Source organism: Veillonella dispar (genome assembly GCF_937975875.1).
GTDB classification, from domain to species: domain Bacteria; phylum Bacillota; class Negativicutes; order Veillonellales; family Veillonellaceae; genus Veillonella; species Veillonella dispar_B.
In genome coordinates, this window is sequence record NZ_CALJSP010000134.1 from 1 (window position 1) to 24,368 (window position 24,368).

A 24,368-nucleotide genomic window follows, 5' to 3' on the forward strand; every position below is an offset into this window, starting at 1 on the left:
TGCATGTGTTAAGCACGCCGCCAGCGTTCGTCCTGAGCCAGGATCAAACTCTCCAAGATATCTTGAAGCTATTTGAATAGCTCATTATTTGTTGTCGTTACATTTAAGTAACTTTGAATTATGGTTGGTTTTGACTTTGTCAAAACCCGCACTCTGGCATATGTTCAATCATATGATTGATTACCTATCATTGTTCAGTTTTCAAAGATCTGTACCAGTTTCCACGACCTCTTTCGAAGTGTTTCATCAACTGGCGACTTGATTATTCTATCAAGTTCAGCTCATTCCGTCAAGCACTTTTTCAAAACTTTTTTAGAAGTTTTTTGCTTGTCGTTTGTGCTGTGTCCTAACGACTTGTATAAGTATAGCATAAATAAAAATATCGTCAACACATAAAGTGGCCATTTTTACAACTTCATTTTATTTTCACTACACATTTCAAAAATTACTTCTAATTTCGACAAATTTAAGGATTTAAATTTTATAACACTATTTTCTCTTTTATCTTTATTCATATTATTTTTAAGTACTATCTTATAAACCTATAAGCTTATAACTGTTTGATAAAAGAAAAATCCTTAGAACATACCATAAAATACATTCTAAGGATTGATTATTATATTGTGTCTAATAGTCTAATACGGTTAGTAGCTTTTACTATATCACTATATTTGTTTTACAGTTCTAGAGGCGTATACCTCTTTATCCATATATGATATAAAGCCAACGCTACAATCATTGTCACCGCTGTAAACATATAAAGATACTGATATCCTACAGCACTAGCTAACAGAGCAAGAATGACAGATCCCGCCCCCACACTTATATCTAATGCTAAAAAATATGTTGCTGTCGATACCCCAGCCCGTTCTATTGGTGCTGATTGAATGGCTAACGCTTGAAATGCTGGTTGTGCTGCACCATAACCTAAACCTAACAAAGGGGCCGTTAATATTATGGTTAATGGCGTAGTAGCTATTCCTAACGCTAATAGTCCTAGTATAAAGAGTACTAGGCCTGGGTAGATAATATATTTAGAGCCATACCGAGCATATGCTTTTCCTACTAGAGGTCGACTGATTATGATCATTACAGCAAAGATAGCAAAAAATGCACTGCCCCAAATACCAGAACCCATACTATTTAACTCAATGGGAATAAATACTAACACACCAGAATAGGTAAAGCCAATAAACAGTCCCATTAAAGCCCAAGGCAAACTTCTTTTTTCAATAAATTGAGATATATGCCACCCTTTGTGAGTAGATGGTTTAGGCATTGCTAATTCTTTTGATAAGGGAATACTATTACTCAATACTAGGACTAACCCTGTCATAATAGTTAAGAAAAGATAGAGAGCTATACTACCATATGAAGCAAGTGCATATAAGCCTATTGCAGGCCCCAACACCATTGCCACATTCGAAAAGATAGCAAACATATTGATGCCCTCCCCCTTTCGATTAGGAGGTAACACCAATACCGCCAACGCCGCCATTACAGTTGTGCCTAAAGCAAATACAACACCATGTAGCCCCCGCAATACAAAGATGGCTTCTAAAGAGGTTGTAAAATTAAAGAGCCCCATAATGATGAAAAATAAAGCAGTTGATAGTAGTAATACAACTCGTTTGTTAAAGCCATCAATCAAGCGACCTGCAAAGAGCCTACATACAATTGTTCCTATTTGAAAATAGGTCATCGCTAATCCCGCATCTAAATCACTTCCACTTAATTCAGAGGTTATAACTATCGGCAAGGCTGCTACGAGAACATATTGTGTCATATATAAAATGCCACTGCTTATACCATAGTTTATAAAAGCAGGGCTCCATAATCGATTTGAATCCATTTATCTATCCCCTTTTCAACATTGTGTTACTTTGCTATTTTACGCCCCATATACAAAGAATTCAATAAGTATAGACCTTACTATATACATATCCTATACATATATGTATGAGTTATCCATGGTAATAATTTATTAGTAGATGATAAATAAAAAGAACCTCTCTGAATATAATACAGAGAGGTTCTTATACTTTTACCAACAATAGGTAAAAGCATTATATATTATTGTTGATTGCGGATATCGTTTTTGTTGCGACTCTTCCACATAACCCATAAGGATGTAGCTACGCAGATAGAGGAGTACGCACCACTAGCGAAACCAATAATCATACAAAGAGCAAAGTTCTTCGTAGTGTCCCCACCGAATAAATAAAGGGATACACAGGCAAACATAACGGTAGCCAATGTATAGAAACTACGGTGAATACTTTGTGTAATAGACGCATTCGCAAGATCTGCAAATGTGTCAGAACGTTTATGTGTATGTGTATTTTCACGAACACGGTCAAAGATAACTACAGATTCATTCATGGAGTAACCTACAACCGTAAGAATAGCCGCCAAGAAAGACGCATCAATTTCTAATTGGAAATAAGAGAATACCCCAAGAACCATAATCAAATCATGGAAAATTGCAACGAGAGCAGAAATAGCAACTTTATATTCAAAACGATAAGAAATATATAATGCTAATGCCGCAAACGCTATAACAAGATTTAACAACGCATGTTCTGTAACTTCAGAACCAATTACAGCACCTACAGTTTCAATACGTTTAACTGTATTGTTACCGATAGATTTAGTCAAAGATTCAATCACAGCGGCACTTTCACTAGGTTCAAGATTACGTGTACGAATCATTACGTCTTCGCCCGCTGTATCACCAGTAGTATCTCCAGAAAGCTGAATTTGTGCGTTTTCAAGATTATATTCTTTTAGGACGTCACGAACTTGACTAACCTCTACAGGCTGATCAAATACAACTTCAACAATCGTACCACCAGTATAATCAATACCAAAGTTAAAACCTTTAGTAAAGATGGAAATCAAACTGATAATAACAAGTGTGGAGGAAATTGCAAACCACCAACGATGATGCTTAATTACGTCTAATGTCATTTGCGTTTACCTCCTTTCAAAGATTTTGGTGCAAATGCGTCAGCACTTGTGCTTGGAGAGATATTCGCACCAAACCAGAATGGATGGTTCGTAAAGTTACAGTCAATAAGTAAGCGTAATAAGAAATGGCTCACAGTAATCGCTGTGAACATACTTACAACAACACCTACGCCTAAGCTGATAGCGAAACCTTTTACAGGGCCAGAGCCTAAGATTGTCAAGATAGCAGCAGTAATGATAACGGATACGTTCGCATCTGTAATTGTTGCTAAAGCACGACTGAAACCAGCTTCCATGGCTACACGCATGGACTTACCGGAGAACACCTCTTCTTTGAAACGTTCAAAGATAAGAATGTTCGCATCTACAGCAACACCCATGGATAAGATAATACCAGCGATACCTGGCAATGTCATAGTTGCATTAAAGCCTTTACCTAATACGAGCAATAAGAGCATAACATATACAAGTAATGCAATATTAGCTACAATACCAGAAAAACGATATAAAATAACCAAGAAAACCATGATCATCGCAATACCAGCACTGAAGGCTACAACAGATTTATCCTTGGAGTCTTGACCCAAAGAAGGACCGACTGTACGCACTTCTAATACATTAATTTTAACAGGCAATGCACCAGAACGTAATAAAATAGCCAAGTCTTTAGCTTCTTCTAAGCTTTGACTACCAGAGATTGTTGCTTTACCACCTGTAATTGCTTGTTGTACTACAGGATTAGTCAATTCTTTACCATCCAATGTAATGGCAATACGACGACCAATATTTTTAGATGTTAAATCAGCAAACTTCTTAGCCCCTTCATCGCTTAATTCAATAGCAACGAGTGGTTGTTTATTTTGACCTAACTCTTCTTTAGCATCTTTTAAATCATCACCAGTCATAACAGTTTGACCTTGGTCGTTTTTAAATTCCAAGACCGCTGTTTTACCGATACGTTTAATCGCTTCGTCAGGATCTTTTACACCTGGCAATTCGATGATAATACGACGAGCACCTTCACGTTGTACTAATGGTTCAGACAAACCCATTTCATTAATACGACGCTCTAAGATTTGCTTCGCTCGTTCCACTGCATCATTGTCAGCTGTACCAGTCGCAGAGTCCTCTGCTTCCAATACGATGTGCGTACCACCTTGCAAGTCTAGACCTTGTTTCAAAGAGCCTGCTAATGGTTGAATAAAATACGCAAATAATCCAATGATGGCAGCAATAACTACTAAAAACTTGATAATAGCTTTACCGTTCAAAATAGTTGCTCCCTTCTACTACTATACGCAATGTATAACGCCTTGCTCCGTTACAATTTTGCTCATCCGTTGGTCCAGTTCATCCATTGGAATTAGTGTATCCCACAATTGTACTGACCAGCATATGCCCATAAATGTACATGGTGAAAGTTCCTTGAGAAATCGATCATAATACCCATTCCCCATCCCCATGCGACCGCCTTGACGATCAAAGCCAGCACCAGGCACTAAAATCAAATCCAAGTCATGTGGATTAATAACCTCGTATGGCTCAGAGGGAATGCGTATATTTAACACACCCCGAGTGATAGATTCTAGAGACTTAAGACGAACGGCAATCATGGTCGTCTTATCTGTACATACTGGAACATATACGGATTTACCATGTTCTAGAGCATGACGAATAACATCGTCTAAATTGGCCTCCTTAGGCATCGCTAAATAGGCCATAATGCTATTAGCTGATTTATATTCAGGAGTATTGACGATTTGCTCCGTCAACATAGGTGTCCATCTATGACAATCAGCAACGGATAAAGCAGCGCGCTGGGCCTTGCACGCCCGGCGCACTGCTTCCTTTGTATTCATTATTTTTCTTCCTTGTTTTTCTTGGAAAGAACGTTAGCAATTGCAGAGCGTGCAAATGTTAACTCTACTTTTTCAGATACTTGAACCTTTACTTTTTCATCATCAAGTTCAACGATTTCGCCATAAATACCGCCGATAGTAACGATTTTTTGGCCTTTCTTCAAGCTGCCTAACAAATTAGCGCGCTCTTTTTGTTGTTTCTTTTGTGGACGCCACAATAAGAAATAAAAGATTACGACCATCAACAAAATAGGCCAGCTAGTTTGCAACACTTGTAAAATATCTTCCATTTTATCCTCCTAGTATAATAAATATGTTTTTCTTTTCTAGTATAGCCACCTAATATAGATTTGACTAGACTTAATTACTATTTTTTAAAGCTATCCCAAAATTGCATTCTAAATTGTGGGAACCGATCTTCTAAGATGGCTTGTCTCATTTGACGCATAAACTCAAGCAAGAAGTAAAGATTATGGTATGTTACGAGACGCAATGCCAAAATTTCTTCCGCCTTATACAAGTGACGAATATAAGCACGAGAATAATTTTTACATGTATAACATTGGCAGCCTTCTTCTAACGGACCCCAATCATGAGCAAACTGCGCATTTCGAATATTAAGGCGCCCCTTCCAAGTCATGGCCATCCCATTTCGAGCAACTCGTGTAGGATATACGCAGTCGAACATATCAATACCACGTGCTACGCCTTCTACAAGGCAATCCGCCGTACCAACGCCCATTAAATAACGAGCCTTGTTAGTTGGCAATAGTGGCGTAGTATATTCTAAGATTTCATTCATCAAATCATGAGGTTCCCCAACGGATAAGCCACCAATACTATAGCCTTCAAAGTCCATAGCTACCAGCTCTTCCGCACTTTGTTTGCGCAAGTCTTTGTACATACCACCTTGGACAATACCAAACATTCCTTGACAGTCATGGGCTTTACGAGCCTCTTGGCAACGATGAGCCCAACGTGTGGTACGCGCTGTTGAGCGTTTCGCATAATCATGGTCCGCAGGATACGGAATACATTCATCAAAGGCCATCGCAATATCAGAACCTAATTGCTCTTGTACCTTTGTTGCCACCTCTGGAGATAAAAACTGTTTAGACCCATCAATATGAGATCTAAAGGTTACACCCTCCTCAGTAATCTTACGCATATCGCCTAAGCTAAATACTTGGAAGCCACCGCTATCAGTTAAAATAGCTTGATCCCAGTTCATAAATTTATGTAAGCCACCTGCTTCTTCTACGAGTTCAGGACCAGGACGAAGGAATAAATGGTACGTGTTGCTCAAGATGACTTGAGATCCCATCGCCTTTAATTCCTCAGGCGTCATAGTTTTAACTGTAGCTTGTGTACCTACAGGCATAAACATAGGCGTTTGGAAGGTACCATGTGGCGTATGCAATAAACCAGCACGAGCCCCCGTGTGAGGACATGTCTTTTGTAATTCATAAGTAATACTCGGCATAGTCCCTCCTAACGTATAAACATAGCATCGCCAAAGCTAAAGAAACGATAACGTTCGCGTACAGCTTCTTCGTAGGCCGCTAAACAATGTTCGCGACCAGCCAATGCACTAATCAACATTAATAATGTAGATTGAGGCAAGTGGAAATTCGTTACCAACGCATCAATCATCTTAAATTTATAGCCAGGATAGATGAAGATTTGTGTCCATCCACTAATGCCTTGTAGGACACCATCATCATTAGTAGCCGACTCAAGGGTACGCACAGAAGTAGTACCTACCGCAATAATACGGCGTCCGTTTCGCTTAGCTGCATTAATACGATCAGCTGTATCTTGAGATACCACGAAGAACTCACTATGCATTTCATGGTCCTCAATTGTCTCTGCTGATACAGGTCTAAATGTTCCAAGACCAACATGCAAAGTAACAAATTCTAGCTCTACACCTTTCGCTTTTATCTTTTCTAATAGTTCAGGTGTAAAGTGAAGCCCTGCTGTTGGAGCTGCAGCTGAACCTTTCTCCTTAGCATAAACGGTTTGATAACGATCTTTATCTTCTAGCTTCTCATGAATATATGGAGGTAATGGCATTTCACCAATTTCTTGTATCACATCATCAAATACACCATCGCAAGTGAATTCAATGATACGACCTCCAAACTCAGTTTTATCTATAACGGTCCCACTTAATCGGTCATCAAATTCGATAACTTGACCAATAGGACATTTTTTACCAGGTTTAACAAGGCATTCCCAGCGATTTTCACCACATGGTGTGAGGAGCAATACCTCAACCTTGCCACCAGAGCCTTGACGTTGGCCATATAATCTCGCAGGAATAACCTTTGTATTATTAAATACAAGTACATCCCCTTCGTGAAGTTCATCTAGCAAATCGTAAAAATGCTCTTTATGCGCAACCTCACCTGTAACCTTGTCTAAGGTCAACAGTCTCGCTGTATCACGAGGCTCTACAGGATGTTGAGCAATTAGTTCCTCTGGTAATTCATAATCAAAATCTGTAACTTTCATCGCAATCCTTATTAGTACATTTTCTTTAATGTAATGCCACTATAGTAGTGACGCAAAATAGTTTGGTAATAATTTGTATCCCCTGGTGTCGCACGCTTAGCCATTTCTGCAGCGCCCCATTGAGACATACCAAGACCATGTCCCCAACCGTGGCCTTTAATATAGACAGTATCATTGCTACCAGTAAAATTATGATACGCCTTACCCGTACCTTTAGCTGGGTTATAATTTACATAAAAATCAAATAGTGTTGATTTCAAGCCTAAAATACTGCGTAAAGAATCTCCATCAATGGTCGTTTTGCCAGAGGTACCTATGAAAGTAGCACTCTTAATTCGGCCAGATACACCGCGGTCAGATGTTTGTTGACCTGGCTTGCCAAGAGGTGTCAATTGAATACTCTTCAATTTGCCAACCCCTTTACTAGCTGCGTTAAGCTTACTTTCAAGGGCCTGACGAGAAGTAGTAACCGTCCAGTTCGATGTAGATGTGCCAGTACTAAAATCCTTTACACCTTTCAAATACGGTACATCACTACCCCAAACATTGACACTATCCTCAGTATAACCGCCACCATCAGAATGGAATAAAGCATTGATAGGGCGTTGGTTATATAACATAACCATCCCCTTTGTTTTATTAACTGCATTTGTAGTAGCTTGCGTTTCACCACTAACCCCATTATAAACTTGGTGATCTGTGGACGTACTCACATCATACAGCTTACCTTTATTCTCTTCCATAGTATGAAGAGCATAAGTTCGAGCAGCTACAGCTTGTGCTTCTAGTGCAGCTGCTGGCCAAGATGGAACGACTTCTTGCGGAACTACGCCATAAAGATAGTCTTCAAGAGGCACAGAATTAATGACCATCATCTTTCCATTATTAGCACGTAATGTAAGTCCTCCACGATAGCCTTTGCCTTCAAACAAGAATGGTGCATCACTATTGGCTGGTTTTAATGTAACTACTGTATCAATGACCTTGCCATTGACAGCAATTTTACCACTTCGAATACCAACAGAGGTACCACGGTTTGCACTGATTGTACTTACTTGACCATTAGCACTATTTAACACAACCAGATTAGCAGTAGATGTAACTGTAGCATCGGAACTGCGACTACCCAATAACACGCGCACATTTGGTACATTTTCTACACGCTCCGTAGCAGGTGTAACAACAGAACCTACTTTATTACGCGTAATAGCAGCCGTATTAGCTTTAATACTATTGACTTCAGAAGTTTTTACAGCCTTAGATGCAGCTGGCTTTACCGTTGTAGCCTTAGCACTAGTAACTGTAGATTTTGCAACAGGCTTTTGAGCCGTTGTTGCAGCCTTAGTTGCATTTGACTTCGGAGTCACTTTTGGCACAGGCTTTGGAGCCGGTTTAGTTACAAGTGGTCGAAAAGTTGACCGCTTCGTCGTATTTACTTTCGATACATTTGTTGTAGATACTGTTGCTTTCGGCGTTGGCTTTTTAGTCACTACTGCACTTTTATGTTGCAATGTAGCCCCTTGTGCAACAGATGCACCGCCAACATTTACACCTAAAAACAAAGTTGCCATTATCATCAATTGTAATCGTTTCGTTTTCATTATTATTTCCCTGTCTGTGAAATACCTAAATGCTCATAGGCAAGTTTAGTAGCCACCCTCCCACGCGGTGTGCGTCCTAAAAATCCTAATTGCATCAAATATGGTTCATACACATCTTCGATGGTATCTCTCTCTTCGCTGATAGCGGCTGCAATAGTATCTATTCCTACTGGACCACCATCATACTTTTCAATAATACACTCCAACACACGTCGATCGATTCGATCGAGCCCTTCTTTGTCAATATATAAACGTTGTAACGCATCATCTGCAATACTTTGAGTGATAACCCCATCACCTATGACTTGTGCAAAATCACGTACCCGTTTAAGTAGACGATTTGCGATACGCGGCGTTCCCCTTGAACGACGCGCAATTTCACTGGCCCCAGTCGGCTCAATACCGATATGGAGTATTTCTGCCGCCCGAGTCACAATAAACTCTAATTCCGGTTGTTTATAATATTCCAACCGGTTAATAATCCCAAAGCGGTCCCTCAATGGTGCCGCCAAAGCCCCTGCCCGTGTTGTGGCACCTACCAAAGTAAACTTTGGCAAATCAATGCGCACCGTTCGAGCACTTGGGCCTTTACCGATGATAATATCAATTGCATAGTCCTCCATAGCAGAGTACAATACTTCCTCTACACTGCGAGACAAGCGATGAATTTCATCGATAAATAATACATCGTGATCATCTAAATTCGTTAAGATGGCGGCCAAGTCGCCTGACTTTTCAATGGCAGGACCAGATGTTATGCGAAAGTTAACACCCAATTCATTCGCAATAATACCTGCCAGTGTAGTCTTCCCAAGACCTGGTGGACCATACAGCAATACATGGTCTAATGCTTCACCACGCTGCTTTGCAGCTTGAATATACACATTTAGATTGCCTTTAGCCTCTTCTTGACCTACATACTCGTTAAAGAACTTTGGTCGTAGGCTATATTGCCACATATCTTCTTCGTACTCGCCATTTCCGACAAGGCGTACTTCTTCGTTCATCCTTATCGTCCTTTCCCAAGCTCAATCAAGCTGACCTTAATCAACTCAGATACATCGCGCTTACCATCATCTAAAGACTCTACAATGTCAGCCACATCTCGTTCTGAATAACCTAGCGACACAAGAGCCTCAATAGCCTCACCGGTAGCACCACTAGCGGCAACGCCAATCGGCTGTATAGCTGCTGGTGATTCTGCAGATATATGTGTCATCTTCGCTAACTTATCCTTTAGTTCAAGAACAAGTCGCTCTGCAGATTTCTTCCCAATACCAGGTAACTTTGTTAATTGCTGTACCTGGCCATTGATAATAGCTAATTTGAAAGCCTCTGGTGTCATGCCAGACAAAATGCCAAGCCCCACCTTAGGCCCTATACCAGAAACAGAAATGAGTAAAATAAACAACTCATACTCCTCTTCCGTCCAAAAGCCATAGAGTTGCATCGCATCTTCACGTACGTTGAGATACGTGAATAGCGTTGCCTCATGACCTTCAATCAATTGTTGTCGCGTAGTGGTCGGCACATATACACGATACCCTACGCCATGTACATCTACGTAACAAGACTCTTTAAAGAGATGTGTTACGATGCCCCGTACATACCCTATCATTATACCAACCTCTTCAATCTATCATTGTGAGAACTATGAGCCGTACAAATAGCGACAGCCAATGCATCTGCCGTATCATCAGGCTTAATTTTCTCACGAATCCCCAAAATATTCATTGTCATATAAATGACCTGATTCTTATCAGCCTTGCCGTAACCTGTAACGGCTTGCTTGATTTGTAGCGGTGTATATTCATAAATAGGAATACGCTGTTGTGCAGCCGCTAATAAGATAACACCACGTGCTTGACCGACCTTGATGGCCGTCGTTACATTGCGGTTGAAGAATAATTCTTCTACCCCGAACTTATCAGGCTTGAATTCCTCTAGAATATCACTTAGGTCATTAAATAAAATTTCCAACCGCTGTGAATCTGTTAATTCCTTAGGAGTTGTAATAGCCCCATAGGCTACAGGTGTTAATTTGCTCCCCTTCACGTCAATAATGCCATAACCGCATATAGCCGTGCCTGGGTCAATACCTATAATTCGCACCTTAACCCCCTTAGTTTAAAAATGAGATAAGCTGTCGCCTACCTCCATTACATAATCTATTTTATTATAGCACAATACCACATCGAAGTTCATGAATTTCCATAGAAAATTTATAAGAAACTCATTAATTTTCATATTCCCAATGGTTCTTTAAAAAATACATAAAAAAGGAGCACCTTTAACGTGCTCCTTATAATAATTATTATTCTTCTTCGTCGTCTGGCAAGATACCATTGTGATATACGTTTTGTACATCATCAAGATCATCCAATACGTCGAGCATTTTTTGCATTTTTACAGCATCATCACCAGTCAACTCAATAGTTGTATCTGGAATCATGGTAATTTTAGCTACTTCTGTTTCAATGCCCGCATCAGCAAGAGCTGCTTCTACCGCATCATAATCTTCAGGAGTAGTATAAATTTCAAATACATCGTCTTCGGACTTAAGGTCTTCTGCGCCCGCTTCAAGAGCCAACATAGTCAATTCATCTTCGTCATGACCTTCTTTATCGATAACGAATACGCCTTTAGATTTAAACATCCAACCTACACAACCGCTTTCACCAAGGTTACCACCTTGTTTAGAGAATGCATGGCGCACATCTGCTGCTGCACGGTTACGATTATCCGTCATAACCTCTACAGTAACAGCCACACCAGCTGGACCATAACCTTCATATACGATTTCTTCGTATGCATTCATATCCGTAGCACCAACACCTTTATCGATGGCACGTTGAATATTATCCTTAGGAATATTGTTTTCACGAGCTTTTTGCAAAGCCAATTTCAAACGCATATTACCTGTTGGATCGGCACCACCCATGCGTGCTGCTACGGTAATTTCGCGACCGATTTTCGTAGCTAATTTAGCCTTCAACGCATCAGTTTTGCCTTTTTTATGTTTAATATTTGCCCATTTTGAATGTCCTGACATAGACGCCTCCTATTTATTCCACCATGCCTCGCCCCGCAATCGATCTAAGATGATTGAAACGGCACTACGCACAGATAAATGATTGTATTCACCATGGCCATATATAGGTTCTAAAATATAGTCAAAGCTTTCCATCGTTTCTTTTGTCATACCATAACCGGTACCAAATAATACTAACACAGGGCGACCCTCATTTTCAAGGTGTTCACGCATCCGTGCATAGGAAATTGTATTATCATAAGTTCTAGCATCGGTAGTTGCTACGATAGGTTTTACCCCTTCCAGTTCCTCGATAGTACGCACTGCAACAGCGATAGAATTAACAAGTTCAACGCCTGTGAAAGCATCTTTTCTATCTGGATTATAGGTACTACCAAAACCAGATTTCCAATGTTCCATAATGGTAGCTGCTAATTCTCGTTGAGCCGGTATATTATGAATCACAAAATATTTAGATACATCATAGGTGATAGATGCGCGTGCAATATCGTGAATATCATAATTGGTAATGGCCGTCGTTATCACATCTTTATGCTTATTCATAATCGGATAATGAACGAGCCCAATATATAAATTTGCCAATGCTAAATCTCCTGGTTTCTAAACAACTTCCATCAACATATAGTGTCATCGCATCCATTATGAAGCACTAGACCGTGCACCAGCACTGCCAAAGCCAGACTTTTGCCCTATAGATGATGCTTTCTTACTTCTATTATTCTCATAACTACGAAAGCTTCTTCCACCTCCATAGCCATGTATAGTTGATCCTGATGACGTATATTCATTAGGTTGTTCATACGGTTTTAATGGCGATACCGCGCGATACGTCATAGTTCGTCCATCCATACGTGCCGTAGGAGGATTAAACCCATGAAATATATAATACCCAGCTGCAATAGTTGGTAACAAACTTGCCAAACCAGCATCCCACACTAAGTTTCCACCATTATCACGGTGAAAGGTAACTGAACGATTATCGTCATACAAGGCGGTTTCTTTTCCATCGCCATGGTTTAAAAGAGAATACCGATTACCTTGACTATCCTTTAATCGAACCTCCCCCTCATTTGCCTCTGGATAAACCTTATCACACACAGCATAGGAGATATCGTTCCAGTATGAATACACACCTACAAGACCAGCAACTGCGGCGAAAGCACCTGTAAGGTATATGGTTTTCTTACTTGGCTTATACATAAAACGCTCCCTTAGTGCACAGCACCGCTAATAACAAGAGCAAGACCAACGAAAATGCCAAATACAAGAATACCAGCCGCTGTATTACCACGCATAATTTCTTCGGATAATTTATATTTACGATGCCAAATATTGATAAACATATAGCCCGTTACAAATAGTATAATACCTAGTACAGCGTATACAACACTGGCTACAATGCCATGTAACAGGGACGTATCAGCCGTAGTCACGGCTGGTGACATAATAACAGCGCGCAAAATTTCACCGATACCGATAAATGATCCCGCTGAAAGCCACGCTACAGCACAGTTACCACGCTTAATTTCTTCACTAAATTTTCCAGGCACGAAGAAATCGATAACCGTGTTCGCTGTCAACATCAGCATAATGCCAAAACAAGCATAAAAAATTGTCAATAATACATCTGGTATATAAATCATAATAAGCCTCCTAATAATATAATTTTGTATTGGATGTGTTGTTAGAGTTGCTAGTAGGATACAATCGTTCGCGTCCCGTATTATCCCCTAGTCGAACCATGGTCGCATAGTTATCGAGTATATGAGAGCTGATTAATGTACGATCAATAATTTTCCAATCCTCTTGTGTTAATTTTGATTGTTCACATACCTTAACTCTAGTTTGTCCATCCGTATTAGTGATGAGATACACCAAGTCCCCAGAATAAAATACAATAACTTCATGTCCCTCTTCTAAGTTATCCCGCTCATTCTTAATATCACCATTCACAGAATCAATCAAGTCTAATGCGGTACTAACAGGATCTAGTGTAGACGTGTATACATAGTCGCTATCCGAATCTGTTTTTGTATAATATGCAGATGTGTCATGCATATGTTCTTTTGCCGTGTAAGGCACTCCAAACATAGCGCGTATACTATGCCAAGACAAATCATTGTCCGACCAAAATAGAAATAGTAAAAATAGTACACCATACCCCACGCCAACAGCAATAGATCCAAACCTCTTTTTCATTGATTTGTTACGCATCTTTTGCTTAATAGCTTGAGCGGCTGCATCATTACAAAGACGAATGTTCACCAAGGGTACTCGTGATCCTTCGGCAAACATTTTTTTACCTTCAAACCACTCTTCTTCAAAGAATACACTAGCACCACCTTCACAAGGTAGCTGATATTCTCTATATCCTGCGCGGTCCCCTACGGAGGCACCACTTTCACCATCCACATCGACAACCTTTTCTAAGCCGATTTGATGTAATGTAAAATCTTTCCCCGGCCGTGTATGAAAGGATGTTCTAGATATGGTACACCATTCATTATCATTGTACTCAATGGTTAACCATATTTTATCGATTCCCTCAACAGCCTCTAGTCCATATTCATGCCAATAATCACCTGGTGATTTTGTCATAGACGGCTGGCCCCTATAGGATTGTTCTTTATCTGCTTTTGGAATAATCTCTATATATTTAATTTTCTCAGTGATTACATAACGGCTGCCATGAACCTCTAAGACATCATAACAATTAAACTCCATACGCACCCTCGCTAAAATAGACATAACCACAACTGCTGCGAAGTAAACCTATTATCATTCGTTTAACATACTATATATCCACAAATTCCATAGTATTTCACTTACTCTATTAGTAATGGTACAAAGTATGCTTCTGTACCAGCTATCTCTTCCGGAGAAAAACGGCATCCTACCGCAGAAGCTTGATCACCAAGCATAAAACAGGATAAGGTTAAAAATCCATCTTTCACTCCACAATCAACTGTATGAGTAAAACGTTTCTGCTGTATAAAGTCTTGATACATAACCTTTTTACTATCGCGACAAACAATATCGTCATAGTTATCAACTAACTTTTCCATGTAAAGCTCAGATATATCACCACGCTTTTGAACAACTTGTACATGCCTTCCTTCACGGCCCCAAATCTCCTTTTGAATATAAAGGCCATCATCAAGAGAGGAAAAATCATTTTCAAAATAGGATGGTGCCAAATAACGCTCGATGATATCTCGATCTGGTTTCGTAAAAAATTGTTCTGTTAAATACAATGCATATACTAAGGACATAAATGATTTATTTTGTAAAATAATGGACTCTGGCGGATTAAAAAGAGCAAATCTATTCTCCTCGTAAAGATCTAAAAACATCTCACCCAAAGGTTCATTATCTGGTGTTTGTTCATCAATCAAAAGTTCCATAGGATGCAATCGATATAATAGAGCCGCATGACTACCATCTTCTAAAGGAATGCCCTCATCATCAATCTTCATATCATAAAAGGATATGAATCGCGTATCTGCCTCAGGACAGGCTGTCTTTAATTCCTTCATAAGGAATTGTGTTGTACCGTAGTCTTCAAAATAATCATGAAAACAAGAGAATACAAAAGGATCCTTAGGTAAGCTCTCTCTATTTGCCCGCATAGATTCATATTGGTTTCTACCATACTTAGCAGATAAAACAACATCATACATGCGCTTTAAAAATGTATGTAATTCTTTTCGGCATTCTATATTAGGATGTTTTCGTCCTACATAATTAGCTGCAACTTCATTGGCATAATAGCTTTCAATAAGAAAACATGGCGTATCCGCATTAAGTTCTACCATCCGCAAATTGCCATTTACATCGAGAACAAAATCAAAGCGTGATAACCACGTTGGTAACCCTAAGGCATTCGACTTATGTAAATAAGGAATTAAATTGTCTGGCATATCCATATTTCGAGCAAAGTCATCTGGTGCCATTTGAAATACTTTTGCAGCTTTACAAAATATTTGAAATAATCTACGTGAAGCATGGCGAATTTCATCGTAAAAGTCGGATGAAAAGGCCTGCATAGACAAGGAAGGATACCGATCATCATACCCTTCATATTCTACGAAATTAAATATATTTCTATCAAGCTCATCAATATAGGATTTCATTGTTCATCCTTTCATTAAGAGGCACCGCTCGAAGTTCGAGCCCCTACACTACCAAAGCCATACTTTTCACCAATTCTATGTGCTCGATTACTCGTTTTAGTATTGTAACGATTTCTAGTCATCTCATTAATAGTCCTAGCCACTCTTACACTATTAGATTTGCTAGCGCCTGTATTTGCATCAAAAGGTGTAAGTGGCGATGTAGCACGATAGGTCATACTGGGTGCATCCATATATGCCGTTGGAGCTGAAAAGCCATGGAACGCATAGTAACCTACCGCCAAAGTTGGAATCAAACTGGCTAAGCCTGCATCCCATATAATATTGCCTTTCTCATCACGATGAAAGGTAACAGATTTTTCTGCATCATCATAGAGTGCAGTTTCTTTTCCATCACCGTGATTAATCAAGGTATAGCTTTTACCTTCATCATCAATGAGCCGCACTTCACCATTATTTAATTCTGGTTTGACCACATCACATAGAGCATAGCTAATATCGTCCCAATACGAATAAGCGCCTACTAGAGCTGCTATAGATGTAAAGGCTATGGCTATGTAAACAGTATTCTTACTTGGTTCATACATATAATATTCCTTCGTTTGATTTCGTAACTGAAATCAATTCTATATCAATCTTTTATTATATTTGATAACGTCTTACGACCCTGCTTATTCTTTAATTCCACCATATACGCATATCGTAACAATACTTCACTGTCATTCCTAATAGTCGCTATTCGTGTATTCTCCGAATCTGACAAGTTTTTTAATTGCCCCACTTCAACATATGTAGTGCCATTGACCACACTAATAACAGATACATCTTTAGTCGTATAAATGACAATCCACTGCTCAGGAGACTTAGTGTCTTGTTTAATGGTATAAACCTTGCCATACACAGCATCGATAAGATCGATAGCCGTTGCATTTGGATCTTGCTTTGACGTATATACCATCAAACCGTCTTTTGTGCCTTGTGGTTCATAATAATAGGAATCTTTAATGCGCTCTTCCATGGTATATGGGAATCCTACTTCATCACGCAATTCATGCCAAGACAGATCTCCTATAAACAAATATCCCAAAAAGAATAAAATGATTCCCCAACTCAGACCCAATCGTGTCCATTCTTTTCTGCGAGCTGCATTACGAATCTTTTTACTCGCTGCTTGAGCAGCCTGATCTCGCCGTCGATGTACATCAGACAAACGAATCCGCTCACCTTGAGCCTGATCCGTCAAACCACCATGCCAGTCCTCAATAAAGAATACATAGGTTTTATCCTTTTTAATTGATCTATATTCTTTATAATCTGCTTCGTCGCCACTTCTAGCCTTCGATTGCCCCTCCACAGCTACGACACGTTCTATACCTTTATCATGTAATCTATATCCTTTAGGCGGCGTTGAACGTAAAATAGTCTCTGAAAAGGTACAATAGTCTTTTTCCCCATTTACAATGGTGAGCCATTTTTTATCTTCACCATCAACTGGCATAAGGCCATATTCTGTCCAAGACTGAGCTCCTTTAGAAACACCTAGTTCTTTCTTATAATTTTCATCATTAAGATCATAACGTATTGTTTTATCAACGATAAACTCTTGATAAGAAATGACCTCCCCGACTACATAACGGCTGCCCTGAACTTCAAGGACATCGTAACAATTAAACTCCATAAACAACCTCGTTAGAGTAGCAATAACCTATATATGCGTCTAAACTACTCTCTCTCCTAAACGGGATTTAATGAAATTAAGCTTTAAAATAGCCTGCACGTTCATGAATCGTTTCATTTTCAATAATAGAAATACCATATTGTTGCCCCATGGTAGCTGTTACAAGAACCTTAGCTACATCAGCAGTTTTTACAGGCTCTTGACTCATTAATACACGTGCTTTATTGATGACCCCAAATACAGCACAGCTAATACGTTCTACCAATTTAGGTTCTTCTCGAATCAAGGTAGCTGGACGAGCAATAACAATTGCTTCAAATGGAAGTTCTAAGATGACATCTTCCAATTGTCCTTTCATAGACAGATAAAAGAATTTCGATTTTGGGTTCGCCCCTAAAGAGGACACTAATCCATATTTTTTTACTCCATTTTGAGCTGCAATGCGAGCCATTTCGTACTGGTAGGTATAATCGACTGTCCATTGTGCTTCTTTAGAGCCTGCTTGTTTACGATTTGTGCCCATAGCAGAGAATAAAATATCTCCTGTTACTAAGTGTGCCCATTCACGAGGTTCATCAAAATTAACAATATGAACGGTTACCTTTGGAGATGTATACGTAACTTGACGACGTACAAATACATGAATTTCTTGAATTTCATGATTATCAATCAATGATTCTACAATATGGCGACCTACTGCACCAGTAGCACCTAATACTAAAGCTTTCATACTTCACCTGTATTTCTTTCAGACTCTTCAGCAATAATCTCTTTTAAAAGTTTAACTTCTTCTTTTGTTAAAGGTCGTTCCAATAAATCGGGCCGCAATAATCGTGTCCGCTTTAAGGCTTCCTTTTGTCGCCAGGTAGCAATATTTTTGTGATGACCGCTACGCAATACATCAGGAACAGCCCATCCTCTGAATTCTGGCGGCTTTGTATATTGTGGACATTCTAATAAAGGCTCATAAAAGGAATCCTCTTGAGCACCACTAGCTGCGCCTAATACACCGGGTATCATACGAGCCACCGCATCAGCTACCACCATAGCAGGCAATTCACCACCAGTTAATACATAGTCACCAATGGAAATCGTTTCATCTACTAAATGTTCCTCTACGCGGTAGTCAACACCTTCATAATGGCCACAAATGAGGACTATTTGATCGTACATAGCTAGTTCACGAGCCTTCTCCTGTGTGAAAGGCTGGCCTGTAGGTCCCATGAAAATAATTCGACGTCGTATACTTTCACTAGGATTACCAATGAGACTCATTTCATCACACATCTCATCTGTAGAATAGGCGCTATTAGTTTCGCTATCATATTGAGCAATAACAGATTCTACCGCTTCAAAGATGGGAGGTGCCATCATAAGCATACCCGCACCGCCACCATACGGCGTATCATCTACTTGACCATGTTTATTATGACTAAAGTCCCGAGGATTAATTACGCCCATAGATAAGCGTTCCGCTTCGATAGCCCGTTTTATGATGGAATGACTAAAAAAAGCATCAAAAAACTCAGGAAATAAAGATACGATATCGATACGCATAGACCGTCCTCTGTACTTATTAACTCACATAAACTCATTAGCATTATCTATATATAGCTATATTATATAACTTTTATCATAATATACCTATATGTAGATAAAAAAAACCGCCTAAAGGATTATATCCATTCAGGCGGATCTACGATCATCAATTTATTCTCCACATCGATGTCTTTAACGACCTCTTCAATGGCTGCAAATAATTGATCTGGTTCCCCATCTTTAGAAACCACATAGACATCATTAGCACCAGGTTGCAACACATCAGTAACCGTACCAAGCACGTTACCTTTAGTGTCTTGAACCTCAAGACCGATGATATCAAAAATGTAGTAGCGACCTTCTGGCAATTCTACCAAATCTTCACGACGGACTTGAATTGCTTTCTTACTGAATAATTCAGCCGTGTTACGATCAGGAATTTCCTTAAAGGATGCTAGTACAAATTGCTTATGAAATCGTGCGGATGCAACGTGGTATTCTTTACCATCGATGTAACAGGCATCCATATGCATAAACCGTTCTGGAAAATCGGTTTGAGGCATAATACGAAGATCACCCCGCACGCCGTGCGGGGCGATGATAACACCTATTGTGATGAAATCGTTATGTTTCATTATTGACGAAACGCAACGATTTTACCGTCTTCTAATAGGATTTCAGCGCCCATCATGGCATCCAAATCATCCCCGATTTTAACGGTAACTGTTTGCTCTAAAGTACCTTGAGGAATTTCAGTTCCCAAAGCTAAACCTTGAGCGTCTTTCAATTTAGCTGTTACTTCTTCTTTGAAAGCCAAGCGTTTATTTTTTTCTTCGTCGATTTGTTGACGAATAGCAGTAAGACTTGTTGCATCAACTTTAGCTGCATCAGCTAAAATACGTTGGGCTTGAAACTCAATTGCTTCCAAATCTTTATTCACCATATCAAGGCGAGTTTCAAGATCGGATACAATTTTCGCTTTCAAGTCTTCTGTTACTTTTGCTTTTACTGCTACAGGGACACGTAATGTCATTTCTTCCATTGGAATACTCCCTTTTAGACAATATCAACAGATATCTTTTTGTTCTCTTTAATAGCCGCCGCTTTCACCACAGCGCGAATCGCCTTCGCAATTCGTCCTTGCTTTCCGATGACTTTGCCCATATCCTCTGGGGCTACGTGAAGTTCGTAAATCTCCATGTTTCCCTTTTGGACCATGGTAACAGATACGGCATCAGGCTGCTTCACTAATGATTTCGCAATTAATGAAATTAATTCTATCATCACAGTATGCCTCTCTATTAATTACTTTTTAGCGTCAGCAAATTTTTGCATAACGCCTTGTTTTTTGAACAAGGAGCGAACAGTGTCAGTAGGCTGAGCACCTTTAGCTAACCAAGCCAAAGCTTTTTCTTCGTCTACATTAACGATAGCTGGTTGTTTAGTAGCATCATATTGACCAATAGTGTCAACAGGACGACCTTCACGTGGAGCACGTGCGTCAGCAACAACGATACGGTAGAAAGGAGCTTTTTTAGCACCTAAACGAGTCAAACGAATTTTTAACATGTGAAATTCACCTCCTTATACTGATGTGGGTGGACAGGTTCAGCGCCCCTGCCCATGTATTACATAAACGGTAATTTAGGCATTCCTGGGAAGCCGCCCTTACCGCCACGTAAACCTTGCATGCGCTTCATCATCTTCCGCGCTTCCTCAAATTGTTTCAACAAGCGATTTACATCTTGTACCTGAGTACCAGAGCCTAATGCAATACGCTTGCGGCGAGAACCATTAAGAATATTTGGATTTTCTCGCTCTGCTGCCGTCATAGATGTAATGATGGCCTCAATGCGGCGCACCTCTTTACTGTTCAAATCAAGGTCTTTCAATTGATCCTTAATTTGTCCCATGCCTGGCAACATACCAATAATATTTTGTAATGGCCCTAACTTTCTCACCTGATTCATCTGTTTCAAGAAATCATCCAAGGTGAAATTGTTTTTCGCCATTTTCTTAGCCATTTCACGAGCTTCTTCTTCATCGATAGCGCCTTGAACATTTTCAATCAATGTTTTAAAGTCACCCAAGTCAAGAATACGAGAAGCCATGCGGTCTGGATAGAATACATCGAAACCATCCATTTTTTCGCTCACACCAGTGAACTTAATTGGCAAGCCTGTTACAGCTTTGATGGATAATGCAGCACCACCGCGCGCATCACCATCGAGTTTAGTAAGGATAACACCATCAACGCCTAATTTTTCATTAAACGTTTGTGCTGTTGTTACCGCATCTTGACCGATCATGGAGTCTACAACGAGTAGAATTTCATGAGGTCGAACAGCGGCTTTAATATTGGATAACTCGTCCATGAGGACTTCGTCTATCGCCAAACGACCAGCTGTATCGATGATAACAACATCTTTCAACATATGCGTACTTTGCTCTACGGCACGACGCGCAATGTCTACTGGATTAGCACCAGGTGTTTCATCAGCAAATACGGGGATATCGATTTGCTTACCTACAACTTGCAATTGAGTAATAGCAGCTGGACGATATACGTCGGCAGCTACGAGCATTGGATGCTTACCTTGTTTGCGAAGGTATACTGCCAATTTACCAGCTGTTGTAGTCTTACCAGCACCTTGTAAACCAACGAGCATAATAATCGTTGGAGGCTTGCTAGAAATCATGATACGGCTTTGAGTACCGCCTAAGAGAGCTGTTAATTCGTCATTTACGATCTTAATAACCGTTTGGGCTGGATTCAAAGAACCGAATACCTCTTCCCCAAGGGCCTTTTCCTTGATGGACTTAACAAAATCCTTCGCAACCATAAAGTTAACGTCCGCTTCTAAAAGTGCCGTACGTACTTGACGCAACGCAAGATTGACATCTTCTTCTGTAATTTTGCCCTTCCCTTTTAAGGATTGAAAGGCTTCTTGCAGTTTTTCTGACAAGCTATCAAATGCCATAATATCCCTCCATTTGCGCCAATACTTGTTGTACCTTACTTTCAGCTAACACCTCTTTAGGCAAGGTTTCTTTCAACTGTGAAAGCAGTCCTTCACGCTGTTCATATTGTGCTACCAAGTGTAATTTAGATTCGTAATCGTTTAAAATGTGCCGAGCACGCTGTAAATTATCATGTACAGCCTGCCGTGATACACCTAATTCCTCAGCAATCTCGCCAAGGGACATATCGTCTTCGTGGTGAAGTTGTAAGGACATGCGTTGCTTGTCCGTCAATAATGGCCCATAGAAATCTAAGAGCAAACTTATAAGTACTCGTTCTTCCATTTCGCCACCTCCATCACTGTCAAGTCATATTACTTTACATATACTACAGCATAAAAAAAGATGTGTCAAGTAGAAATACTTAACACATCATTTAAATTATATATTACATCTGATATATGATTCACTTCGCTTAATAAAGACATTCATCAGTTGTAAATATTACTATAACAGACTTCATATATTATAATTGATAACAATTTTTATATTTTAACTTTTATATCTACTATAATGTGCTATAATATAAATATCTAATATTTTCAATATAAAAGATAGGAGGTATTTTATGAATACCAAACAATATGACCTTATCGTCCTAGGTTTCGGCAAAGCCGGTAAAACATTAGCAGCTAAATTTGGCTCTATGGGCAAATCTGTAGCTATGATTGAAGAAAACCCACTTATGTATGGTGGCACATGTATTAATATTGCATGTATCCCAACTAAAACGATGATTATAGCCGCATCAAAAGGCTTATCTTACGAGCAAGTATTAAACCAACGCGAGGTAGTTACATCTCGTTTACGCAATAAAAACTTCGGTATGTTAGACACAAATGAACATGTCGATGTATATACTGGACATGGTGAATTCATTAGTAATAAAGAAATCGCCGTTACCGCTGGGGAAGATAAAATCGTCTTATGTGGTGAAACAATTATTATTAACACTGGTGCTGTAGCGATTAAGCCTAATATTGATGGCATCGACACCGCAACAGGCTTCTATAATAGCACAGAAATTCAACAATTATCCTCTCAACCAAGTACACTAGGCGTCATTGGTGCTGGCCCTATCGGCCTTGAATTCGCTAGCCTATACGCTAAACTAGGTACAAAGGTAACAGTATTTAATATTGAATCTGGCATCTTAAAACGGGAGGAACCGATTGTACAAGAATTAGCTAATGAATACTTGACTGAGCAAGGCATCACTATTCTTAATGATGTAACATTAAACTCTGTATCTAATGATGGCAACAAACCTGTTATCACTGCAGATGGTCAAAACTATACCTTTGATGCTGTTCTCTATGCTACAGGTCGCAGACCGAATACTACAAATATTGGTTTAGAAAACACGGATATTACTACTAATGAACGCGGTGCAATCGTAGTAAATGATACTTGTGAAAGCTCCGTTCCAGGTGTATATGCTGTAGGCGATGTAAACGGTGGTCCGCAATTTACCTACATTTCTCTCGATGACTTCCGCATCGTATTTGGTGCACTTACAGGTAATGGTCACTATACATTAAAAGATCGCAAAAACATTCCTTACACCACCTTCTTAACACCTCCACTCGCTCGTGTTGGTCTTACAGAAGAGGATGCTATTAATAAAGGTTACACTGTTAAAACGAAGGAAATGCTTGTAGCCACTATGCCAAGGGCTCATGTAAATGACAACCTTAAAGGGGCTTTCAAAATTGTGGTAGATGCGGAAAGCAATTTAATCCTCGGTGCTACACTCTATTCCCAAAGTGCCGAAGAATTGATTAACATGATTAAAGTAGCTATGGATAACAACATTCCGTATACATATTTCAAGAACCAAATCTTCACACATCCTACAATGGCAGAAAATTTAAATGATCTCTGTAATTTCTAGGTAAGAATAGTAACTACATAATCTAATATAATAAATAAAAGAGTCTCCTTTAACTTGAATACATAAGTTAAGGGAGACTCTTTTATTTATGCCTAATGATCAAT

General features: G+C 39.5%; 28 protein-coding genes and 1 rRNA gene. 1 reads left to right on the top strand and 28 read right to left on the bottom strand.

The features are described from left to right. The 28 genes from Q7P05_RS06335 to ylxM form a co-directional block, all read right to left on the bottom strand. Positions 1-59 (bottom strand): 16S ribosomal RNA (locus tag Q7P05_RS06335); the annotation flags it as partial. A 617-nt stretch (positions 60-676) separates the two neighbouring features. Further along, on the bottom strand, positions 677-1,852 hold the full coding sequence (locus Q7P05_RS06340; protein WP_295819640.1) for an MFS transporter: 1,176 nt from the start codon (positions 1,850-1,852) through the stop codon (positions 677-679). A gap of 221 nt (positions 1,853-2,073) precedes the next feature. Further along, on the bottom strand, positions 2,074-2,970 hold the full coding sequence (secF, locus tag Q7P05_RS06345) for a protein translocase subunit SecF (protein ID WP_005387361.1): 897 nt from the start codon (positions 2,968-2,970) through the stop codon (positions 2,074-2,076). After that, on the bottom strand, positions 2,967-4,241 hold the full coding sequence (gene secD / locus Q7P05_RS06350; RefSeq protein ID WP_295990865.1) for a protein translocase subunit SecD: 1,275 nt from the start codon (positions 4,239-4,241) through the stop codon (positions 2,967-2,969). Before secD ends, secF begins: the two co-directional genes overlap by 4 nt. Positions 4,242-4,262: 21 nt before the next feature. Beyond that, positions 4,263-4,829: a 5-formyltetrahydrofolate cyclo-ligase gene (locus tag Q7P05_RS06355; protein WP_303931168.1), complete on the bottom strand. Its 567-nt coding sequence runs from the start codon at positions 4,827-4,829 to the stop codon at positions 4,263-4,265. Further along, a complete protein-coding gene (gene yajC, locus Q7P05_RS06360; protein ID WP_005387358.1) occupies positions 4,829-5,119 on the bottom strand; it encodes a preprotein translocase subunit YajC in 291 nt (96 codons plus the stop codon). The genes Q7P05_RS06355 and yajC overlap by 1 nt, the downstream gene beginning before the upstream one ends. A 77-nt stretch (positions 5,120-5,196) precedes the next feature. Beyond that, positions 5,197-6,312, bottom strand: a complete 1,116-nt coding sequence (tgt, locus tag Q7P05_RS06365) for a tRNA guanosine(34) transglycosylase Tgt (RefSeq protein ID WP_303931170.1) — start codon at positions 6,310-6,312, stop codon at positions 5,197-5,199. Between the two features lie 8 nt (positions 6,313-6,320). Continuing rightward, positions 6,321-7,346: a tRNA preQ1(34) S-adenosylmethionine ribosyltransferase-isomerase QueA gene (gene queA, locus Q7P05_RS06370; RefSeq protein ID WP_005387356.1), complete on the bottom strand. Its 1,026-nt coding sequence runs from the start codon at positions 7,344-7,346 to the stop codon at positions 6,321-6,323. 11 nt (positions 7,347-7,357) lie between these two features. Further along, positions 7,358-8,947 (bottom strand): SpoIID/LytB domain-containing protein, encoded by a 1,590-nt coding sequence (locus tag Q7P05_RS06375; RefSeq protein ID WP_303931171.1) that lies wholly within the window; start codon positions 8,945-8,947, stop codon positions 7,358-7,360. A gap of 2 nt (positions 8,948-8,949) precedes the next feature. Beyond that, on the bottom strand, positions 8,950-9,954 hold the full coding sequence (gene ruvB, locus Q7P05_RS06380) for a Holliday junction branch migration DNA helicase RuvB (RefSeq protein ID WP_303931174.1): 1,005 nt from the start codon (positions 9,952-9,954) through the stop codon (positions 8,950-8,952). A gap of 2 nt (positions 9,955-9,956) precedes the next feature. Continuing rightward, positions 9,957-10,565, bottom strand: a complete 609-nt coding sequence (ruvA, locus tag Q7P05_RS06385; RefSeq protein WP_303931176.1) for a Holliday junction branch migration protein RuvA — start codon at positions 10,563-10,565, stop codon at positions 9,957-9,959. Beyond that, entirely contained in the window at positions 10,565-11,059 is a 495-nt protein-coding gene (gene ruvC, locus Q7P05_RS06390) for a crossover junction endodeoxyribonuclease RuvC (RefSeq protein ID WP_303931179.1), read from the bottom strand. The genes ruvA and ruvC overlap by 1 nt, the downstream gene beginning before the upstream one ends. 202 nt (positions 11,060-11,261) lie before the next feature. After that, a complete protein-coding gene (locus Q7P05_RS06395) occupies positions 11,262-11,999 on the bottom strand; it encodes a YebC/PmpR family DNA-binding transcriptional regulator (protein WP_005387348.1) in 738 nt (245 codons plus the stop codon). Between the two features lie 9 nt (positions 12,000-12,008). Then, positions 12,009-12,581, bottom strand: a complete 573-nt coding sequence (locus tag Q7P05_RS06400; RefSeq protein WP_005377916.1) for an RNA methyltransferase — start codon at positions 12,579-12,581, stop codon at positions 12,009-12,011. Between the two features lie 57 nt (positions 12,582-12,638). After that, positions 12,639-13,199 carry a hypothetical protein gene (locus Q7P05_RS06405; protein ID WP_119206522.1) on the bottom strand — a complete coding sequence of 187 codons (561 nt, stop codon included), beginning with the start codon at positions 13,197-13,199 and terminating at the stop codon, positions 12,639-12,641. A gap of 11 nt (positions 13,200-13,210) precedes the next feature. After that, positions 13,211-13,642 carry a DUF350 domain-containing protein gene (locus Q7P05_RS06410; RefSeq protein WP_004698434.1) on the bottom strand — a complete coding sequence of 144 codons (432 nt, stop codon included), beginning with the start codon at positions 13,640-13,642 and terminating at the stop codon, positions 13,211-13,213. Positions 13,643-13,652: 10 nt separating this feature from the next. Further along, the gene (locus Q7P05_RS06415) at positions 13,653-14,723 is read right to left on the bottom strand and encodes a hypothetical protein (RefSeq protein ID WP_303931183.1); all 1,071 of its coding nucleotides are present in this window, start codon (positions 14,721-14,723) and stop codon (positions 13,653-13,655) included. Between the two features lie 101 nt (positions 14,724-14,824). Then, positions 14,825-16,132 carry a glutathionylspermidine synthase family protein gene (locus tag Q7P05_RS06420; RefSeq protein WP_195186394.1) on the bottom strand — a complete coding sequence of 436 codons (1,308 nt, stop codon included), beginning with the start codon at positions 16,130-16,132 and terminating at the stop codon, positions 14,825-14,827. 14 nt (positions 16,133-16,146) lie between these two features. Beyond that, positions 16,147-16,719, bottom strand: coding sequence for a hypothetical protein (locus Q7P05_RS06425; RefSeq protein ID WP_303931188.1), 573 nt, complete (start codon positions 16,717-16,719; stop codon positions 16,147-16,149). 44 nt (positions 16,720-16,763) lie between these two features. Then, a complete protein-coding gene (locus Q7P05_RS06430) occupies positions 16,764-17,810 on the bottom strand; it encodes a DUF4178 domain-containing protein (RefSeq protein WP_303931189.1) in 1,047 nt (348 codons plus the stop codon). 76 nt (positions 17,811-17,886) lie between these two features. Then, positions 17,887-18,540: an NAD(P)H-binding protein gene (locus Q7P05_RS06435; protein WP_005387342.1), complete on the bottom strand. Its 654-nt coding sequence runs from the start codon at positions 18,538-18,540 to the stop codon at positions 17,887-17,889. Next, positions 18,537-19,367: a tRNA (guanosine(37)-N1)-methyltransferase TrmD gene (trmD, locus tag Q7P05_RS06440; RefSeq protein ID WP_005387341.1), complete on the bottom strand. Its 831-nt coding sequence runs from the start codon at positions 19,365-19,367 to the stop codon at positions 18,537-18,539. The genes Q7P05_RS06435 and trmD overlap by 4 nt, the downstream gene beginning before the upstream one ends. A 119-nt stretch (positions 19,368-19,486) precedes the next feature. Continuing rightward, positions 19,487-19,984, bottom strand: a complete 498-nt coding sequence (gene rimM, locus Q7P05_RS06445; RefSeq protein WP_005387340.1) for a ribosome maturation factor RimM — start codon at positions 19,982-19,984, stop codon at positions 19,487-19,489. Next, on the bottom strand, positions 19,984-20,391 hold the full coding sequence (locus tag Q7P05_RS06450; RefSeq protein WP_005387339.1) for a YlqD family protein: 408 nt from the start codon (positions 20,389-20,391) through the stop codon (positions 19,984-19,986). Before Q7P05_RS06450 ends, rimM begins: the two co-directional genes overlap by 1 nt. 14 nt (positions 20,392-20,405) lie before the next feature. Then, positions 20,406-20,633 (bottom strand): KH domain-containing protein, encoded by a 228-nt coding sequence (locus Q7P05_RS06455; protein ID WP_005387337.1) that lies wholly within the window; start codon positions 20,631-20,633, stop codon positions 20,406-20,408. 21 nt (positions 20,634-20,654) lie between these two features. After that, entirely contained in the window at positions 20,655-20,918 is a 264-nt protein-coding gene (gene rpsP, locus Q7P05_RS06460) for a 30S ribosomal protein S16 (protein WP_004695565.1), read from the bottom strand. Positions 20,919-20,977: 59 nt separating this feature from the next. Further along, positions 20,978-22,330, bottom strand: coding sequence for a signal recognition particle protein (gene ffh, locus Q7P05_RS06465; RefSeq protein WP_005387335.1), 1,353 nt, complete (start codon positions 22,328-22,330; stop codon positions 20,978-20,980). After that, positions 22,320-22,655 (bottom strand): YlxM family DNA-binding protein, encoded by a 336-nt coding sequence (ylxM, locus tag Q7P05_RS06470; protein ID WP_005387334.1) that lies wholly within the window; start codon positions 22,653-22,655, stop codon positions 22,320-22,322. Before ylxM ends, ffh begins: the two co-directional genes overlap by 11 nt. 283 nt (positions 22,656-22,938) lie before the next feature. On the opposite strand from ylxM, the gene Q7P05_RS06475 reads away from it, so the two are divergent. Next, positions 22,939-24,264 carry an FAD-containing oxidoreductase gene (locus tag Q7P05_RS06475; protein WP_005387333.1) on the top strand — a complete coding sequence of 442 codons (1,326 nt, stop codon included), beginning with the start codon at positions 22,939-22,941 and terminating at the stop codon, positions 24,262-24,264. Positions 24,265-24,368 lie beyond the last annotated feature (104 nt).

What these genes read in the sequence shown, in the direction of transcription:
- tgt (WP_303931170.1), bottom strand. Translation starts at nt 6,312, where the DNA reads ATGCCGAGTATTACTTATGAATTACAAAAGACATGTCCTCACACGGGG.
- ruvB (WP_303931174.1), bottom strand. Translation starts at nt 9,954, where the DNA reads ATGAACGAAGAAGTACGCCTTGTCGGAAATGGCGAGTACGAAGAAGAT.
- ruvA (WP_303931176.1), bottom strand. Translation starts at nt 10,565, where the DNA reads ATGATAGGGTATGTACGGGGCATCGTAACACATCTCTTTAAAGAGTCT.
- Q7P05_RS06340 (WP_295819640.1), bottom strand. Translation starts at nt 1,852, where the DNA reads ATGGATTCAAATCGATTATGGAGCCCTGCTTTTATAAACTATGGTATA.
- trmD (WP_005387341.1), bottom strand. Translation starts at nt 19,367, where the DNA reads ATGCGTATCGATATCGTATCTTTATTTCCTGAGTTTTTTGATGCTTTT.
- Q7P05_RS06430 (WP_303931189.1), bottom strand. Translation starts at nt 17,810, where the DNA reads ATGGAGTTTAATTGTTACGATGTCCTTGAAGTTCAGGGCAGCCGTTAT.
- Q7P05_RS06375 (WP_303931171.1), bottom strand. Translation starts at nt 8,947, where the DNA reads ATGAAAACGAAACGATTACAATTGATGATAATGGCAACTTTGTTTTTA.
- Q7P05_RS06425 (WP_303931188.1), bottom strand. Translation starts at nt 16,719, where the DNA reads ATGTATGAACCAAGTAAGAATACTGTTTACATAGCCATAGCCTTTACA.
- Q7P05_RS06455 (WP_005387337.1), bottom strand. Translation starts at nt 20,633, where the DNA reads ATGATAGAATTAATTTCATTAATTGCGAAATCATTAGTGAAGCAGCCT.
- rimM (WP_005387340.1), bottom strand. Translation starts at nt 19,984, where the DNA reads ATGAAACATAACGATTTCATCACAATAGGTGTTATCATCGCCCCGCAC.
- Q7P05_RS06395 (WP_005387348.1), bottom strand. Translation starts at nt 11,999, where the DNA reads ATGTCAGGACATTCAAAATGGGCAAATATTAAACATAAAAAAGGCAAA.
- Q7P05_RS06450 (WP_005387339.1), bottom strand. Translation starts at nt 20,391, where the DNA reads ATGGAAGAAATGACATTACGTGTCCCTGTAGCAGTAAAAGCAAAAGTA.
- Q7P05_RS06405 (WP_119206522.1), bottom strand. Translation starts at nt 13,199, where the DNA reads ATGTATAAGCCAAGTAAGAAAACCATATACCTTACAGGTGCTTTCGCC.
- Q7P05_RS06410 (WP_004698434.1), bottom strand. Translation starts at nt 13,642, where the DNA reads ATGATTTATATACCAGATGTATTATTGACAATTTTTTATGCTTGTTTT.
- Q7P05_RS06475 (WP_005387333.1), top strand. Translation starts at nt 22,939, where the DNA reads ATGAATACCAAACAATATGACCTTATCGTCCTAGGTTTCGGCAAAGCC.
- ylxM (WP_005387334.1), bottom strand. Translation starts at nt 22,655, where the DNA reads ATGGAAGAACGAGTACTTATAAGTTTGCTCTTAGATTTCTATGGGCCA.
- secF (WP_005387361.1), bottom strand. Translation starts at nt 2,970, where the DNA reads ATGACATTAGACGTAATTAAGCATCATCGTTGGTGGTTTGCAATTTCC.
- rpsP (WP_004695565.1), bottom strand. Translation starts at nt 20,918, where the DNA reads ATGTTAAAAATTCGTTTGACTCGTTTAGGTGCTAAAAAAGCTCCTTTC.
- Q7P05_RS06420 (WP_195186394.1), bottom strand. Translation starts at nt 16,132, where the DNA reads ATGAAATCCTATATTGATGAGCTTGATAGAAATATATTTAATTTCGTA.
- Q7P05_RS06355 (WP_303931168.1), bottom strand. Translation starts at nt 4,829, where the DNA reads ATGAATACAAAGGAAGCAGTGCGCCGGGCGTGCAAGGCCCAGCGCGCT.
- Q7P05_RS06435 (WP_005387342.1), bottom strand. Translation starts at nt 18,540, where the DNA reads ATGAAAGCTTTAGTATTAGGTGCTACTGGTGCAGTAGGTCGCCATATT.
- queA (WP_005387356.1), bottom strand. Translation starts at nt 7,346, where the DNA reads ATGAAAGTTACAGATTTTGATTATGAATTACCAGAGGAACTAATTGCT.
- Q7P05_RS06415 (WP_303931183.1), bottom strand. Translation starts at nt 14,723, where the DNA reads ATGGAGTTTAATTGTTATGATGTCTTAGAGGTTCATGGCAGCCGTTAT.
- ffh (WP_005387335.1), bottom strand. Translation starts at nt 22,330, where the DNA reads ATGGCATTTGATAGCTTGTCAGAAAAACTGCAAGAAGCCTTTCAATCC.
- yajC (WP_005387358.1), bottom strand. Translation starts at nt 5,119, where the DNA reads ATGGAAGATATTTTACAAGTGTTGCAAACTAGCTGGCCTATTTTGTTG.